Genomic DNA, 15754 nt, shown 5'->3' on the forward strand with positions numbered 1-15754 from the left:
CAAACAGAAAACCACCGCAATGCGGTGGTTTTTTTCGTTTCGCGACGGTCGAGAACCTCAGCGCGACCACGCCGCCAGGTGCAACGCCAGCCGCCGCAACATCGCCGCCGTGGCGCCCCAGATGAAGTAGTCGCCGTAACTGATCGCGTAGTAGTGACCGCTGAAGCCGTCGCGCTGCACCGCATGGCGCTGGTAGGCGGCGACATCCATCAGGTGCGCCAGCGGCACGAAGAACACCTCGTCGACCTCGTCCGGCGCCGGCACCGGCTGGAACGGTTGCGCCAGCAGGCCCAGTACCGGCGTCACCTCGTAACCGGTGATGGTGACGTAGGGCGGCATCACCCCAGCCAGCTGCACCAGCGCCGGCGGCAGACCGACCTCCTCCTCCGCCTCGCGCAAGGCGGCGCTGGCCGCGTCCGCATCCTGCGGCTCCAGCTTGCCACCGGGCAGGCTGATCTGGCCGCCATGGCTGCGCAGATGGGCGGTGCGCCGTGTCAGCAATACGCTGGGCCCGTCCTGCTGCCAGACGATGGCCAGCAATACCGCCGCCTGGCTGCGCGCCTGCGGCCGTGGCAACAGCCCCTCGTCATCCGCCGCCGCCGGCATCTGCGCCAGTGCCGCGGCAAACCAGGCGTGGGCACGCTCGAATTCAGCAGGCCACATCAGTTATCCCGTCCTTTCCGCTGTGCCGCCAGCTTGGGCAGCGACAGCTCGCCCCAGTGCGCCAGCAGGCGCAGCGCCACGCCGGCGACGAATACCAGCTGCACCGCCAGCAGATGATCCCAGCCGAAGCGGCTGAGCACGAACAGCAGCGCCGCCGCCACAATCGACACCGTGCCGTAAAAATCCTTGTGCAGGATGAACGGCACGTCGTTGACCATCATGTCGCGCACGATGCCGCCGCCGACCGCGGTCACAAAGCCGAGCAGGATCACGCCGAAGGCATTGAGATGGAACTCCACCCCCAGCTTGGCGCCGGCCAGGCTGAATGCCACCAGACCGATGGAGTCGGCGATGATGAACAGCGTGGTCAGCACCTCGTTCTCGCGCTTGTGCAGTCGCACCAGCCACGCCAGCAGCACGGTCAGCGCGATCACCACCAGGTTGGTGTTGTCGAGGAACACCATCGGCATACGGCCAACCAGCATGTCGCGGATGATGCCGCCGCCGATCGCGGTCAGCAGCGTGACGATCACCACGCCCAGCAGGTCGAGGTGCTTGCGCACGCCCAGCAGGTAGCCGGAGACCGCAAACGCCACCGTGCCGATGATCGAGTAGCCGTCCAGATCCAGCAGTAAATCCATCCAGTTCATTATTTCGCTTCTGCAAAGAAAAACGCCAGGCAAACCTGGCGTTTGAACAGTCATGCCTGGCGTCTTAGCGACGCATCGAATCAAAGAAAGCCAGGTTGGTCTTGGTGGCCTTGATCTTGCCCAGCAAGAACTCCATCGCCTCCAGATCGTCCATCGGGTACAGCAGCTTGCGCAGCACCCAGATGCGCTGCAGCTGGTCCTGCTGGATCAGCAATTCTTCGCGGCGGGTGCCGGAGCGGTTGATATTGATCGCCGGGAAGGTGCGCTTCTCTGCCATGCGGCGGTCGAGGTGCAATTCCATGTTACCGGTGCCCTTGAATTCCTCGAAGATCACGTCGTCCATGCGCGAACCGGTATCCACCAGCGCGGTGGCGATGATGGTCAGCGAGCCGCCTTCCTCGATATTACGCGCCGCACCGAAGAAACGCTTCGGACGCTGCAGTGCGTTGGCGTCGACACCACCGGTCAGCACCTTGCCGGAGGACGGGATCACGGTGTTGTAGGCGCGGGCCAGACGGGTGATGGAGTCCAGCAGGATCACCACGTCCTTCTTGTGCTCAACCAGACGCTTGGCTTTCTCGATCACCATCTCGGCAACCTGCACGTGACGGGTGGCCGGTTCGTCGAAGGTCGAGGACACCACTTCGCCCTTCACCGAACGCTGCATCTCGGTCACTTCTTCCGGACGCTCGTCGATCAGCAGCACGATCATTTCCACTTCCGGATGGTTGGTGGTGATCGCGTGCGCGATGTGGGTCAGCATCACCGTCTTGCCCGACTTGGGCGGCGCCACCAGCAAGGCGCGCTGGCCTTTGCCGATCGGCGCGATCAGGTCGATGATGCGGCTGGTGATGTTCTCTTCGGCCTTGATGTCGCGCTCCAGCACCAGACGTTCGGTCGGGAACAGCGGCGTCAGGTTTTCAAACAGGATCTTGTGCTTGGTCGCCTCCGGCGGTCCACCATTGACCTTGTCGACCTTGACCAGTGCAAAGTACCGCTCGCCCTCTTTCGGGGTACGGATCTCGCCTTCGATGGTGTCGCCGGTATGCAGGTTGAAACGGCGGATCTGCGACGGGCTGACGTAGATATCGTCAGGGCCGGCCAGGTAGGATGCTTCCGGGCTGCGCAGAAAGCCGAACCCGTCGGGCAGCACTTCCAGGGTGCCCTCACCAAAAATGCTTTCGCCTTTTTTGGCCTGATGTTTCAGGATGGCAAAGATGAGATCCTGCTTGCGCAGGCGGTTGGCACCGTCGATCTCGTTGGCGATGGCCATTTCTACGAGTTCGCTGACGTGCTGATGCTTTAGATCGGATAAATGCATGGTATGTATGGTGTCGACCGGTAGCGGGACAAAAAACGGGACGTGCTGCTAATGAATACAGGGAAAACCGGATGAGAATCGAGCGACCACGTCAGGTCGCTCGCTCGATTGTGAAGATATGGCCGGAAGATAGCCGATCAGTACAGGCGTGTCAAATCAATCAGGCCAGGTTATTGTTCAGGAATTCAACCAGTTGCGTTTTGGACAACGCGCCGACCTTGGTTGCAGCCACTTCACCACCCTTGAACAGCATCAGCGTCGGAATGCCGCGAATGCCGAACTTCGGCGGAGTGGCTTCGTTCTGGTCGATGTTCAGCTTGGCAACGGTCAGACGGCCCTGATATTCCTTGGCAACATCATCCAGGATCGGTGCAATCATTTTGCAAGGGCCACACCACTCGGCCCAGTAATCCACCAGTACCGGCTGCTCGGACTTAAGTACTTCTTGTTCGAAAGAATCATCAGTCACATGCAGGATCAGGTCGCTCATCGTCTTCCTCTCGAAGTCTGTCATTTCAGGTTTGATGGACGATGGTAGCAATACCCGGCACGGGCAGCAAGCCTTGACAAGGGCTGTTTCAACACACGGCACATGCCAACAGCCAGAGAACAAACACTGTCGGACAATAGGCGGTTATAATGCGCACTTGCTTGAAAATAACGAAGGATTCAACATGGGTTTCTTGCAGGGTAAAAAGATCCTGATTACCGGCATGATTTCTAATCGGTCGATTGCCTACGGCATCGCACAGGCCTGTCATCGGGAAGGCGCAGAACTGGCGTTCACTTATGTCGTTGACAAACTGGAGGACCGCGTCCGCGAAATGGCCGCCGACTTCGGCAGCACGCAGGTATTCCGCTGCGACGTACAGAACGATCAGGAAATCGAACAGCTGTTTGCTGACCTTGGCAAGGAATGGGACGGCCTCGACGGCCTGGTGCACGCTATTGCATTTGCCCCGCGCGAGTCACTGGAAGGCGACTTTCTCGATGCACTGTCCCGCGAAGCGTTCCAGACCGCACACGACGTGTCGGCCTACAGCTTCCCGGCACTGGCCAAGGCGGCCCGGCCGATGATGCAAGGCCGCAACGGTGCGCTGCTGACCCTGTCCTACCTCGGCGCGGTGCGCGCGATCCCGAACTACAACGTGATGGGCCTGGCCAAGGCCAGCCTCGAGGCATCAGTGCGCTTCATGGCCGCCAGCCTGGGCAAGGACGGCATCCGTGTAAACGGCATTTCCGCCGGCCCGATCAAGACGCTGGCGGCAGCCGGCATCTCCGGTTTCGGCAAGCTGCTGTCCATTGCGGCCAACCAGTCCTGCCTGCGCCGTAACGTGACCACCGAAGAAGTAGGCAACACCGCCGCCTTCCTGTTGTCCGGCCTGGCATCAGGCATTACCGGTGAAATCACCTATGTTGACGGCGGTTTCAGCATCAACTCGATGAACGTGCAGGACGCGTAAGCTCTCGCGCTGCAGGGCGGCATACCCTGCAAGAATGCCAGTAAAATACAGGAGGCATCGACTACCCGGGTAGTGATGCCTCTTGTTGCATCCGGCTTGCCTCACTGATTACCGGACAAGACGCAAACCGCGCCCGTATTGGCTGCATCGCCCAACATATCCCGGCGGTAGCTGCTACCTGCCCGCCCGCTCCATGACTGCAGTCGTAAAAAAACCGGCACAGAAACCTGTGCCGGTTTTTTGTCCTGCCAGCCAAAGACTTACTGGGCAGCGGAAGCAGCAGGTGCAGCGGCAGCACCGGCACCACCCACGGTTTCCATTACTTTCCACTCGCCGCCTTCAACCTTGTACACGGTGATGCCACCGTCTTTCAGGTCGCCGCTCTGGTCGTAAGACCAGGTAGCGGAAGTCACGCCGGAGTAGTTGATCGCGGCCAGTTTCGGCAGGTAGTCAGCCGGCTTGGTCGAATCCGCTTCTTTCATCGCCGCGATGATCACGCGGGTCGCGTCGTAGCCGTATGGCGAGTAGGTTGCCACGTCAGCGTTGAAGCGAGCCTTGTAACGGGTAGCGTAGTCGCCGCCTTTAGGCATTTTTTCCAGCGGCAGGCCGGCCAGCGAGGCGATGGTGCCTTCGGCTTCCTTGCCAGCCAGCTTCAGGAAGGTCGGGGTCTTGGTCATTTCGCCGGATACCAGCGGTGCCTTCAGGCCCAGACGCTTCATCTGCTTGGCCATCGGGGCGGACTGCGCATCGGCGCCGCCGAAGAACACCACGTCAGGTGCGGTGCCCTTGATCGAGGTGATGATGGCGGCAAAGTCGGTTGCCTTGTCGTTGGTGAATTCGCGCTTCACCACTTCGCCACCGGCCGCCTTGACAGCCTTTTCGAATTCGTCAGCCAGACCCTGGCCGTAAGCGGTACGGTCGTCAACGATGACGATCTTCTTGGCAGCCAGCTTCTCAACCACGAACTTGCCCATGACCGAACCCTGCTGGGTGTCGGAAGTCATGGAGCGGAAAGTGGTCTTGTAACCTTGCTGGGTGAAAGCCGGGGCAGTCGCCATGGCCACTTGTGGCAGGCCTGCGTCGGAGTAGATCTTCGAAGCCGGGATCGAGGTGCCGGAGTTGAAGTGACCAACAATGCCGCTTACCTGGTTGTCGACGAATTTCTGCGCCAGTTGGGTCGCAGTTTTCGGGTCGGCCTGGTCGTCTTCCGCTACCAGTTCGAAGGTCACCGGCTTGCCGCCGATGGTTGGCTTCTCGGCGTTGGCATCTTCGATCGCCAGAGTCACGCCGTTTTTGTACTCTTCACCGTAGTGCGACTGCGGGCCGGTCAGTGGCGCGGCAAAGCCGAGCTTCACGACTTCGCCGGCAGCGGCGCCGGATTGAGCGGCGGAAGCGTCGGCCGGGGCTTCTTCTTTGTTGCCGCAGGCAGCCAAAGTCAGTGCGGCAGCAACCGCGAGGGAAAGACGGGTCATTTTGGTCAGTTGCATGTTTCTCTTCTCTAGTTATGTCAGGGAAAGACATCGGAACGATTGTGCCGCTCCAAGGCAAAATGCCAAGGTTGGCCGCATTATTCCAATGCGGCCAACCTCAGGCAAGTCTGATTAATCACCAATGCTCATCAGGCTGGCATTACCGCCCGCGGCTGTGGTGTTTACGCTCACTGCACGCTCTACGACCAGGCGGTGCAGGTTGTAGCCCTCCTCATCCGCAGTCAGCAGCGGAATCAGCGCACCGTCGCGCTGGGCCAGGGTCTGACGCAGGCGGTCGGCGGCATCGCCCTCGTACAGCACGGCGGTCACGTCGGCGCTGGTGACATCGCCGCCCTTGGCCACGAAGAAGCCGGCCAGCGTCGCCGGCAAGGCAGCGGTCAGCGCGCCGTCCAGCAGCACCGCGCTGTTGCCGGTGGCAAACACCGCCACCAGTTGCTGCAGCAGGCCTTCCAGCGTCAACGCCAGGCAGCCGACGCGGCCGCGGGCAGCGAAGTGCAGGCTGTTGCGCTCGCCGGTCGGGCCGGGCAGCGTCACCATGTTCGCCAGCGGTGTGTGGCGGCGGGCATAGGCGATGGCTTCACGCAGACGGGTCTGGGCGGTGGCATCCGGCAGCAATTGCGCCAGCACACCCTGCAGGCGGTCCAGCTCAGACAGCGCCGGCACTACCGGGTTGGCCGCCAGTTCCGGATTCCAGCTGGCGCCGCTGAGGCGGTAGACATAGAACGGGCCGCCGGCCTTCGGACCGGTACCGGACTTGCCTTCGCCACCGAACGGCTGCACGCCGACCACGGCGCCGACGATGTTGCGGTTGACGTAGACGTTGCCGACCTTGATGCGGGCAACGATGTTGTCGATGGATTCGTCGATACGGCTGTGGATACCGTGGGTCAGGCCGTAGCCGGTGGCATTGATTTCATCCACCACGCGGTCGATATCCTGCGCCGAGAAGCGGATCACGTGCAGCACCGGGCCGAACACCTCGCGCAGCAGCAGGCTGACGCTGTCGATCTCGAACAGGGTTGGCGCCACGAAGGTGCCGTCGGCACACTCCGGCGTCAGCCGCGCCTGGTAGCAGTCGCGCGCCTTGGTTTTCATGCTGTCGATGTGACGCAGCAGTCCCTGCTGCGCCTCGGCGTCGATCACCGGGCCGATGTCGGTTTCCAGCAGCGCCGGGTTGCCGACACGCAGCTCGTCCATCGCGCCCTTGATCATGGTAATGACCTTGTCGGCGATGTCCTGTTGCAGGTACAGCACGCGCAGCGCCGAGCAGCGCTGGCCGGCGGAATCGAAAGCGGACGACATCACGTCGGCCACCACCTGCTCCGGCAGTGCCGAGCTATCGACGATCATCGCATTCTGGCCGCCGGTTTCGGCTACCAGCGGCACTTCGCCGCTGCGCTTGGCCAGGGTACGGTTGATCAGCTGCGCCACCTCGGTGGAGCCGGTAAAGATCACGCCCTTGACGCGCTCGTCGCGGGTCAGCGCGGCACCGACCACTTCGCCACGGCCCGGCAGGAACTGCAGCGCACCAGCCGGCACGCCGGCCTGGTGCAGCAGTTGCACGGCAAAGCCGGCGATCAGCGCGGTCTGCTCGGCCGGCTTGGCCAGCACCACGTTACCGGCGGCCAGCGAGGCCACCACTTCGCCGATGAAGATCGCCAGCGGGAAGTTCCACGGGCTGATGCACACCACCGGGCCCAGCGCCGGGTGGGTCTGGTTGTCGAATTCGCGACGCACCTGTGCCGCGTAGTAACGGCAGAAATCGACCGCCTCGCGCACTTCGGCGATGGCGTTGGCAAAGGTCTTGCCCGCCTCGCGCACGGCCAGTCCCATCAGGGTGGCCATGTACTGTTCCATCAGGTCGGCCATGCGTTCCAGGCAGGCAGCACGCTCTGCCGGCGCGGTGGCGGCCCATTGCGGCGCAGCCAGCACTGCCTGCTGCAAGGCCAGCTCGACATCGGCGGCACTGGCTTCCTGGATGGTGCCGACCACGTCCTGCAGGTTGGCCGGGTTCAGCACGTTCTGTGCCACGCCTTCGCTCAGCGGGCCTGCGGCCAACATCGGCTTCAGGTGCAGGCTCTGCGCAGCGCCGGCATTCAGCGCCTCGTTCAGCTGCTGCAGCACATGTTCGTTGGACAGGTCCATGCCCAGCGAGTTGAGACGTTCGGCACCGTACAGGGTACGCGGCAGGGTGATCTTGCGATGCGGCTCGCCGCCCTGACGCAGTGCTTCGGCGACCGGATCTTCCACCAGCTCGTCGATGGACACGCTCTCGTCAACGATGCGGTTCACGAACGAGGAGTTGGCCCCGTTCTCCAGCAGGCGGCGCACCAGATAGGCGAGCAGGGTTTCGTGCGAACCGACCGGTGCGTAGATGCGGCACGGCTTGTCGAGGTTATCGGCACCGACCACCTGGTCGTACAGGCTCTCGCCCATGCCGTGCAGGCACTGGAATTCGTAGTCCTTGCCAGCGGCAAGGTGGTACACGGCAGACAGGGTGTAGGCGTTGTGCGAGGCGAACTGCGGGTAGATCGCATCCTGTGCCGCCAGCAAGCGCTTGGCGCAGGCGAGGTAGGACACGTCGGTGTAGACCTTGCGGGTGTACACCGGGTAGCCGTCGAGGCCGTCGACCTGGGCGCGCTTGATCTCGGCATCCCAGTAGGCGCCCTTCACCAGCCGCACCATGAAACGATGCTTGCTGCGGCGGGCGAGGTCGATCAGGTAGTCGATCACGTACGGGCAGCGCTTCTGGTAAGCCTGCACCACGATGCCGATACCTTCGAAGCCGTCCAGATCCGGATCATTGGCCAGCGCTTCGATCAAGTCGAGCGATATCTCCAGACGATCGGCTTCTTCGGCGTCGATGTTAAGGCCGATGTCGTACTGCTTGGCCAGCAGGAACAGCTGCTTCAGACGTGGCAGCAGCTCCGCCATCATCCGCTCGTGCTTCATGCGCGCGTAACGCGGGTGGATCGCCGACAGCTTTACCGAGATGCCGGGGCCCCGGTAAATGCCGCGGCCGTTGGATTCCTTGCCGATGGCGTGGATGGCGACTTCGTAGTCACGCAGGTAGCGCTGTGCGTCGGCCTCGGTCATCGCCGCCTCGCCCAGCATGTCGTAACTGAAGCGGTAGCCACGGGCTTCGCGTTCGCGGCCGTTGACCAGTGCCTCGTCGATGGTTTCGCCGGTCACGAACTGCTTGCCCAGCATGCGCATCGCCAGATCGACACCCTTGCGGATCAGCGGCTCGCCGCCCTTGGCGATCAGGCGGGTCAGGGCCGAAGACAGGCCGTGCGCACTGTGCGACGACACCAGCTTGCCGGTGACCAGCAGGCCCCAGGCAGCGGCATTGACGAACAGCGAGGAACTGTTGCCCAGATGGGACTTCCAGTCGCCGCCGGAAATCTTGTCGCGAATCAGGCGATCGGCGGTAACGCGGTCCGGGATGCGCAGCAGCGCTTCGGCCAGGCACATTAGTGCCACGCCTTCCTGGCTGGAGAGAGAGAACTCGTGCATCAGCGCGTCGACACCGCTGGACTTGGTGCGCTCGCTGCGCACTTTCGACACCAGCTTGGCGGCCAGGGTCTTGACCGATGTCACCTGCTCGGACGACATCTGCGCCTCGGCGGCCAGTGTCTGGACACAAGACTGCTCGTCACGGCGATAGGCTGCCGTAATGGCGTCACGGAGTGCGGTTTGTTTGCGCGCGAATGCCTGAAACTGCATGAGAACTCACCTCTATCGATTTTATTTGCCAACTTGCCTATTGTATACAATCTAAAATCAACTTGTTGGACAATATAAAATATAACGCAACAACGTTTTCACCTGCGATCGAAACGCAACAAAAATATAGACCACCGTTCCGCGACCGCAACAGCGACGCAACACCACCCTCCCCGCCATCGTGCATCCATGGCAAGAGGGCCGGCCTCGTCCGCCGCCGCCAAAACTGCGACAATCACGGCCCCGCATTTACACCGCAAAACCGTCATGGCCCTGTCGCCCTACCTGCTGTCACCGCTGCTGCTGATCCTGTCCAATATCTTCATGACCTTCGCCTGGTACGCGCACTTGCGCGACATGGCCGCCAAGCCATGGTATCTGGCGGCCTTCCTCAGCTGGGGCATCGCGCTGTGCGAATACCCGAGCCACACCCAAGTCCGGCATTAATGGACTGAACTACTTTTCGAAAAATCAAATACATAACAATTTCTGCCTGTCCATCAAGCTTCGTGGACTGATGGAAAAATTTAGCCCACTCTGTCCATTTTATGGCCACGTAGAGTCAGGTAAATATCAGCTGCACTCTGATACCTGCCAGGTCTTGCGAGGGGAAAAGACAGACCATGAACATTTTCCCATGTTAAAATTATATATTTGGGATACTCGCCAGACTCGGTACAGTCCACTGGTGCGCCTGCCTGTCGAGAAAGTTCGGGGTGGCTCCCATGATCGAAACCTCGGGAGATACTCACTTGATACAGCCAACACCTGAAACAGCGACATCCTCTGAAGTACTCATTCGCCTTGAACAAGGGGACAGTGCTAAAGCGCTGTCGATCGACCAACTCGTCCACAGTGAGCGCTATGAGCGTCTGCGCGATCAGATCATCAAACACCTCGACGACCCCTTAGTTACCGCTGAATCAACCTCGCTGTACGATCACCCTGCCGGCAGCGGCTGGACCCAGTTTCTGGATGGGACACGGGGCGCAGGCAAGTCGACATTTTTGAGCTCGGTAAAAGTCGCCCTCGAAGGCGACGCGAGGGTGAACAGCCATCTGGCCTTCATCGATCTGATCGACCCCAGTCGCATCGAGCGCAGCGAGATCATTCTGCTTGTGATCCTGCAGCAGCTTCGCAAGCGAGTTGACGACGCTCTCAAAATTCAGCTCCGAGCGCAAGATGAGCTACTTCGAAATGAATGGCGCCGCGCTTTCAGGGGAGTCGCTGGGGGCCTGAGCCTGTTCGCCAAGGACTACCACCCGCTTAACGATCTTGACCCGGATCTGTTCCTCGAATGGGGCTTGGAACGTGCCAGTGACAGTACGAGCTTGCGTACAAAGCTGCACCGTCTGTTCTCCACTGCCTGCCGCATTCTTGGCGTGCGCGCGCTCATGCTAGCCTTCGACGATGCCGACACAGATTCAACCCATGCGGTCAGTCTGTTGGAATGCGTCCGGAAATACTTGGACTCTCCTCTCGTAATGGTTCTAGTGACAGGTGACCTAGAACTCTACTCGTTGCTCGTGCGCCAACACTTCGCACAGACGGTCGCTGGCAAGCGAGAGGCGGCCCTGGAGCTTCAACGCCGTTCAACGAAAGGGGATCGGTCAGCCCAGTATCTACGCATGATTGACCACCTGGAAGATCAGTACCTACTCAAGCTCTTCCCGATCCGACGGCGTATGCAACTGCAGCCGCTATGGAGCGTGATGCTTCGCGCGGATTGTCGTGTGACTCATCCTGAGTGGGACTCTACCACCCTGCCGGTCAGGGACGTCGTTGATGCAATCGTGAAGCGTGGCTTGCGCGTCAAGACTAGCTCTGATGTCGAGATCTACGCTGAGTTCTTGCTCAAGCAACCCTTACGCTCGGTGTTGCAGGTCATAGCAAGCTGTGCGCCGTATTTGGGCAACTCATCGTCGATCGATTTGAGTTTACTAACGGGATCGTACCATTTGACTATTGAGCTCAGCCGGTCCTTGCAAGCTTTGGCACTCGCCAGCCTCTATAAATTCTCGGTCGACACCGACGCCATTGCCGCACAGGAGTTACCTGAGTTGACTCAGGCTGTCTTCGACCTGTCGCTGCTGGACGGTGACATCGACACCGCGCCATATCTCCGACCCATGTCGGCAGATCAGGACATCAAGGCCTGCTTTGCGGCCTTGGCTGCACAGGTGCCCAAGTTCTGTATAGGCCAGCCGGGCATGGCCCTTAGGTACCTTCTGCGAGGGCCCGGCAGTGTCTCACTTTACGGACTAGCCCGTGCCCAGCAGGGGTTGATGAGTGCCTCCTCAGAAGACCAGATCCGTCACTTCAAGTCGTACATGGGAATCGGCAGGAGGGAGGATAGCCTCGATTGGGCCCGACGCTGTACTGCGGTTATCGCGGTGCCCTATAGCATCAATTCCAAGCCTCGTGCTGTGCTACCGGGTGTTGTGGGGTTGCGAGGAAAGGGACGCCGCTCTGAGCACGCGGCTCAAGCTGTGATCCCAATGGCCCTCAAAAACACTGCAATAAAGCGCCTGCCCGTCTTCGCTCTAGGCATGGTTTCTGTTGCGAATGCTACCAACACGCGTACATATGGATCCATCTTTATTCTCATCGGCCTCATCGAGAAGCTGCTGTCCGCGGGTTCAGAACAAGACGCTCGCACGATTTTCTATCGAGCTTATCCGTCCTTGACCGTTTCTGCCCCCCCTTGGTCTTCACAAGGAACAGAGGATGGCAGCGAGACCCTAGCTGTCGAGGAGGAAAATACACTTACTAAGCAAGAGAAGCTGTGGAGCGCCATCCAAGTATGGAGGCAGAGTGCGCTTGAATTGGCAGAAAAGATCGCACCTTCTTCCATCTTTCTCGGAAAAGTATGGACGCGACTCTTCTTTAGCTTGCAGAAAGCCGCCGATGAGCTGAGACCTCGTTCAAAATTCAGCGAGGTGATGGAGATATTCGCACTGTGCGTCATCAACGCTTTCATGGTTGAGGAGGCGGAACATCATCTAGTGAACTCTTCTGATGCCTCGACTGACAACTTTGACCTCGCCAGAAACAACCCCAGAACTTCGGCCTCCTGGTTTGTCGAGAAGCTTAAGACCATGCCACTGGGGCGGCTTAACTTTCCATTTACGTCCATTATGGGAACGTGTCCGCTAATCTTAGGACTGCTTGATGAACAAAAGGACTACGCCGATGTCCTGGCACCTCTGTTTCCCGATAACACAGAGAAGCAGGTTATCACTGAGCTGTTGTGCCCCAAGGAGCTCAGTGTGCTCATGGCGAAGATCTCCGTGGCGGGAGGTACGATGGATGACGAGAAGGAAGGCACGACCAATGGAATCAAGGGGGCTCAGCCGAAAAGCTCTGGATCCAGAAGAGCTACTTCGTCCAGCGACGCTGACGAGGCTCCCAAGGAATGAGTGCGCAGGCCGCCTCCATCAGCTCTCTCCTTTCGGCCCTGTTGCTGTCAGACCACCGCGTCCTACGCCTCTCCTGGACAGCACCCTTCACATCACCGTTGGGATGGGCCGAATTGCGAGAACCGACCTATCTCGCCTACCAGCCATGGGCCGCACGATTCCCGGATCATGTGTTCGACTCAGCATGGCGATTTCTGGCATCACAGCAGCGACCTGACCAAAGCTTCCTGTTTACAGCGCTGCAAGCCTTGGTCGATGAGTACCTGGAACTGCGGCATGGCGAGGTGCGTGTCCGTCGTGATCTTTTAGGTGCTTGGCAACAGGGCTTGGCCAGTCGGATCTCTTCGATTCCGATCCAGGCTATGGCGGATGTATCCTTCGGTATAGGGCACTATGCCCTAGTGAACACTACACGATTACAGCCTGTCCCGACCGATCGCGAGGTGGCCCCGTGGCAACGTCAGATTCTACCCATGCTCCGTCCCGAGGTTGCCCCAGTCGCGGACTACGTGGCACGGGAAGGGTTGCATGAAACACACTTGCACCTCAATGGCAGCACACATGCAGAGATTTGCTGGCTGAGAGCGATCCGCGACCCTTACACGGAGGCTCGGGAGTTTGTCGAAGCGTGGACCCGTGGCAAGCACTCCGGCCACCTTCGTGAACTGGTCGGGCAGGCGAATTCCGAGCTGACGCCGCAAGTTTTCTACCAGCATTTGCGGACGGCGAACCGTCTTCGCGCGTGGCTTATCGGTGCGGTTGAAGATCAGATCGCGCCGGACGTTCTATTGCCTGAGTCCTGCCAGAGCTTGTGCAGCGCGGGTAACGACGAATGGTCCACTGGTCTACTGGAAACGGCCCCGTCGTGGCGATACGAGCCGGATGTAACGGAAGAACTTACCTGGATGGCGGGCCTCATTGCCAAGCTCCGGCAACAGCCAAGCATACAGTTAACCCGCATGTTCCATGCCTATCTCCTGCTGATGAATGAGCATTATCGGCTGCTTGTTCAGAGCGAGGCACAGTACGGCTTTGACCAGTTCCAGAAGTTTACCCTGACAGAACTCCGTGAGCCGGCGGAGCGGGACTATCGAACGCGCTTTCACTCGATGCATGGTCCCAGGTCAGCGACCAGCACTGTTGGATATCTGGAGGGTCGCTTCGCACCCAAGGACAACCCACTAAAAGCCTGCCGGCTTTTCCAGGCCATCCTAGGCGGCTACCTCAACTATCTGCGCGACACATCAGTACCCGAACATACTCCCGGCAGGTCTCCTCGCTCCCTCTCGGCGTTGCTGGTCGAACTCGACCGATATTTCGAGCGACCTATCGTCCGGCACCGAAGTATCCATCGCCTGACGCTTGTCGCGCATTTCATCAAGCAACCCTGGGACCCTTCTCAAAGGTACAAGGCGGGCCCATTTCGACACTATTCGCTCGACAGTCAGCTACGTCGGACGACAGGTGTGCTGCTCTCGGTGCTGACGCGATGGCCGCGACTCCAGACCTGGGTGCGGGGAATCGATGCCGCCGCAAACGAACTTCATGCACCACCGGACGTGTTTGCCCCGGTCTTCCGCGTCTGCCGTCGAGCTGGCTTAACTCGGCACACCTATCACGGAGGCGAGGACTTCCGCCACCTGCTGTCGGGGATCGCCACCATATGGGAGGCACTAACCCTACTGAATCTGCGTGATGGTGACCGCATCGGGCACGGCACAGCCATGGGGATCCGTCCAAGCCTGTGGCTTGATCGCATGCCGAGTACGTTAACCCTATCCCGGGGCGAGTGGATGCTGAGCGTGCTAGCCGCATGGCAACTGCTGCGAGACGTGCCTGCAATGCAGGAATGCGCACATCGGTTACTGCGTGAACTGGAGGAAGTCGCCTACCAGGTCTTCAGGCGTTCGTTGGCAGCGCGCGACGTGGAGTGCGCGATGAAGCTTCGCGGCCTGAGCCGCCGGGACCTGATGCGACATTTGGCAGGTGACGAAGAATCACTGCACGAGCCCTGGAGCGAGCACTGGCGCGAGGAGGTTGCACATGTCCGGTTAATCTGTGAGAGCCAGCCCCAGACCGTCGCGCTGCTTTGGACATGGTTGAGCGACACAGCGGTGCAGGAGCGCGCGGACGAGTTGATTTCCAAGGAAGCTTCTTTCCTGGATGCGCCAACCTACGTCCGACTGCAGCAAGCTCTCATGCGGCATGTGGCTGATAGGGGTGTTCTCATCGAAACTCTGCCATCAAGCAATGTCCGGATCAGTCAGTACTACAATATTGACGAGCACCACTCGCTGCGCTGGATGCGGATTCCAGGATTCGTAGAAGAAGGCGATCCGGAAATCATGGTATGCCTCGGCTCTGATGACCCAGGGATCTTTGCAGGGGACCTCGAAACCGAGTTCTACCTGCTGTATGGTGCTCTACGGCGAGCGGGATTAAGCGATGCGGAGGCCTTAGGCCGCCTGAGCGTGTTGAACGAACGTGGCAGGATCTATCGCTTCCATCATCCCGTACTGGCTTGATTATGGGCACTGCGGCGACACTCGGCGGCAGCTATTCTAGCTGGTCAGGATAAATGGCCATTACCTTCAAAGACACATACCCACCCTGCTCTACATAGCTAGAAGCAGTTATACATTTCGACGCAGCGACACCGGCTGTCAATAGCAATATTGCCTTCCAGGGGCGAGAGACGCAGCGCCAGATACATGACGGCTTCCGCTGTGCATGGATGTCCCTGCTGACGCATCTACTGCCGGTAGCGGATGCGGTCTTCGATTTTCTTGATCGCGTCTAGTGCCTCACGACCAAGCTCCTCATCGTCGCAAAGACTGCGCAAATTTTGAAGATCGTCGGTGTTACCAAACTGCCCAATCACTTGAATGGAAAAGGAGGCGATGCGCGCCAGATCATTAATGCCCCCAAGTTCATGGTACATCTTTTGAGACTCGCGATTGGTCGTAAGCGTCCGGCCCGCCCACCTTCCCAAACAGCTTAGTCGTTGCTTTGGGGGCGAAGC

Annotated in this window: 11 protein-coding genes; 4 read left to right on the forward strand and 7 right to left on the reverse strand. The window is 59.8% G+C overall.

From position 1 onward, the window contains the following. Positions 1-57: 57 nt before the first annotated feature. The 4 genes from IE083_RS06125 to trxA form a co-directional block, all read right to left on the reverse strand. The gene (locus tag IE083_RS06125) at positions 58-663 is read right to left on the reverse strand and encodes a CoA pyrophosphatase (protein ID WP_189352741.1); all 606 of its coding nucleotides are present in this window, start codon (positions 661-663) and stop codon (positions 58-60) included. Then, positions 663-1313, reverse strand: a complete 651-nt coding sequence (locus IE083_RS06130; RefSeq protein ID WP_189352742.1) for a trimeric intracellular cation channel family protein — start codon at positions 1311-1313, stop codon at positions 663-665. The genes IE083_RS06125 and IE083_RS06130 overlap by 1 nt, the downstream gene beginning before the upstream one ends. Before the next feature lie 64 nt (positions 1314-1377). After that, on the reverse strand, positions 1378-2634 hold the full coding sequence (gene rho, locus IE083_RS06135; protein WP_189352743.1) for a transcription termination factor Rho: 1257 nt from the start codon (positions 2632-2634) through the stop codon (positions 1378-1380). 160 nt (positions 2635-2794) lie between these two features. Then, entirely contained in the window at positions 2795-3124 is a 330-nt protein-coding gene (gene trxA, locus IE083_RS06140) for a thioredoxin TrxA (RefSeq protein WP_047967082.1), read from the reverse strand. Between the two features lie 184 nt (positions 3125-3308). On the opposite strand from trxA, the gene fabI reads away from it, so the two are divergent. Then, positions 3309-4097, forward strand: coding sequence for an enoyl-ACP reductase FabI (gene fabI / locus IE083_RS06145; RefSeq protein WP_189352744.1), 789 nt, complete (start codon positions 3309-3311; stop codon positions 4095-4097). A 260-nt stretch (positions 4098-4357) separates the two neighbouring features. Here fabI and IE083_RS06150 read toward each other — a convergent pair whose 3' ends face one another. Beyond that, the gene (locus IE083_RS06150) at positions 4358-5584 is read right to left on the reverse strand and encodes a branched-chain amino acid ABC transporter substrate-binding protein (protein ID WP_189352745.1); all 1227 of its coding nucleotides are present in this window, start codon (positions 5582-5584) and stop codon (positions 4358-4360) included. A 114-nt stretch (positions 5585-5698) separates the two neighbouring features. Beyond that, the gene (putA, locus tag IE083_RS06155; RefSeq protein WP_189352746.1) at positions 5699-9313 is read right to left on the reverse strand and encodes a trifunctional transcriptional regulator/proline dehydrogenase/L-glutamate gamma-semialdehyde dehydrogenase; all 3615 of its coding nucleotides are present in this window, start codon (positions 9311-9313) and stop codon (positions 5699-5701) included. Between the two features lie 267 nt (positions 9314-9580). On the opposite strand from putA, the gene IE083_RS06160 reads away from it, so the two are divergent. From IE083_RS06160 to IE083_RS06170, 3 genes are all read left to right on the forward strand, one after another. Beyond that, positions 9581-9760, forward strand: coding sequence for a DMT family protein (locus tag IE083_RS06160; RefSeq protein WP_189352747.1), 180 nt, complete (start codon positions 9581-9583; stop codon positions 9758-9760). Positions 9761-10038: 278 nt separating this feature from the next. Then, positions 10039-12732, forward strand: a complete 2694-nt coding sequence (locus IE083_RS06165) for a hypothetical protein (RefSeq protein ID WP_189352748.1) — start codon at positions 10039-10041, stop codon at positions 12730-12732. Beyond that, a complete protein-coding gene (locus tag IE083_RS06170; protein ID WP_189352749.1) occupies positions 12729-15257 on the forward strand; it encodes an amidohydrolase family protein in 2529 nt (842 codons plus the stop codon). Before IE083_RS06165 ends, IE083_RS06170 begins: the two co-directional genes overlap by 4 nt. Before the next feature lie 227 nt (positions 15258-15484). Here IE083_RS06170 and IE083_RS06175 read toward each other — a convergent pair. Further along, on the reverse strand, positions 15485-15754 hold a 270-nt coding region (locus IE083_RS06175; RefSeq protein WP_229799630.1), incomplete at its 5' end, for a hypothetical protein.

It is taken from the genome of Vogesella fluminis, assembly GCF_014652335.1.
GTDB classification, from domain to species: domain Bacteria; phylum Pseudomonadota; class Gammaproteobacteria; order Burkholderiales; family Chromobacteriaceae; genus Vogesella; species Vogesella fluminis.

What these genes read in the sequence shown, in the direction of transcription:
- IE083_RS06130 (WP_189352742.1), bottom strand. Translation starts at nt 1,313, where the DNA reads ATGAACTGGATGGATTTACTGCTGGATCTGGACGGCTACTCGATCATC.
- putA (WP_189352746.1), bottom strand. Translation starts at nt 9,313, where the DNA reads ATGCAGTTTCAGGCATTCGCGCGCAAACAAACCGCACTCCGTGACGCC.
- IE083_RS06165 (WP_189352748.1), top strand. Translation starts at nt 10,039, where the DNA reads ATGATCGAAACCTCGGGAGATACTCACTTGATACAGCCAACACCTGAA.
- rho (WP_189352743.1), bottom strand. Translation starts at nt 2,634, where the DNA reads ATGCATTTATCCGATCTAAAGCATCAGCACGTCAGCGAACTCGTAGAA.
- trxA (WP_047967082.1), bottom strand. Translation starts at nt 3,124, where the DNA reads ATGAGCGACCTGATCCTGCATGTGACTGATGATTCTTTCGAACAAGAA.
- IE083_RS06170 (WP_189352749.1), top strand. Translation starts at nt 12,729, where the DNA reads ATGAGTGCGCAGGCCGCCTCCATCAGCTCTCTCCTTTCGGCCCTGTTG.
- fabI (WP_189352744.1), top strand. Translation starts at nt 3,309, where the DNA reads ATGGGTTTCTTGCAGGGTAAAAAGATCCTGATTACCGGCATGATTTCT.
- IE083_RS06150 (WP_189352745.1), bottom strand. Translation starts at nt 5,584, where the DNA reads ATGCAACTGACCAAAATGACCCGTCTTTCCCTCGCGGTTGCTGCCGCA.
- IE083_RS06125 (WP_189352741.1), bottom strand. Translation starts at nt 663, where the DNA reads ATGTGGCCTGCTGAATTCGAGCGTGCCCACGCCTGGTTTGCCGCGGCA.
- IE083_RS06160 (WP_189352747.1), top strand. Translation starts at nt 9,581, where the DNA reads ATGGCCCTGTCGCCCTACCTGCTGTCACCGCTGCTGCTGATCCTGTCC.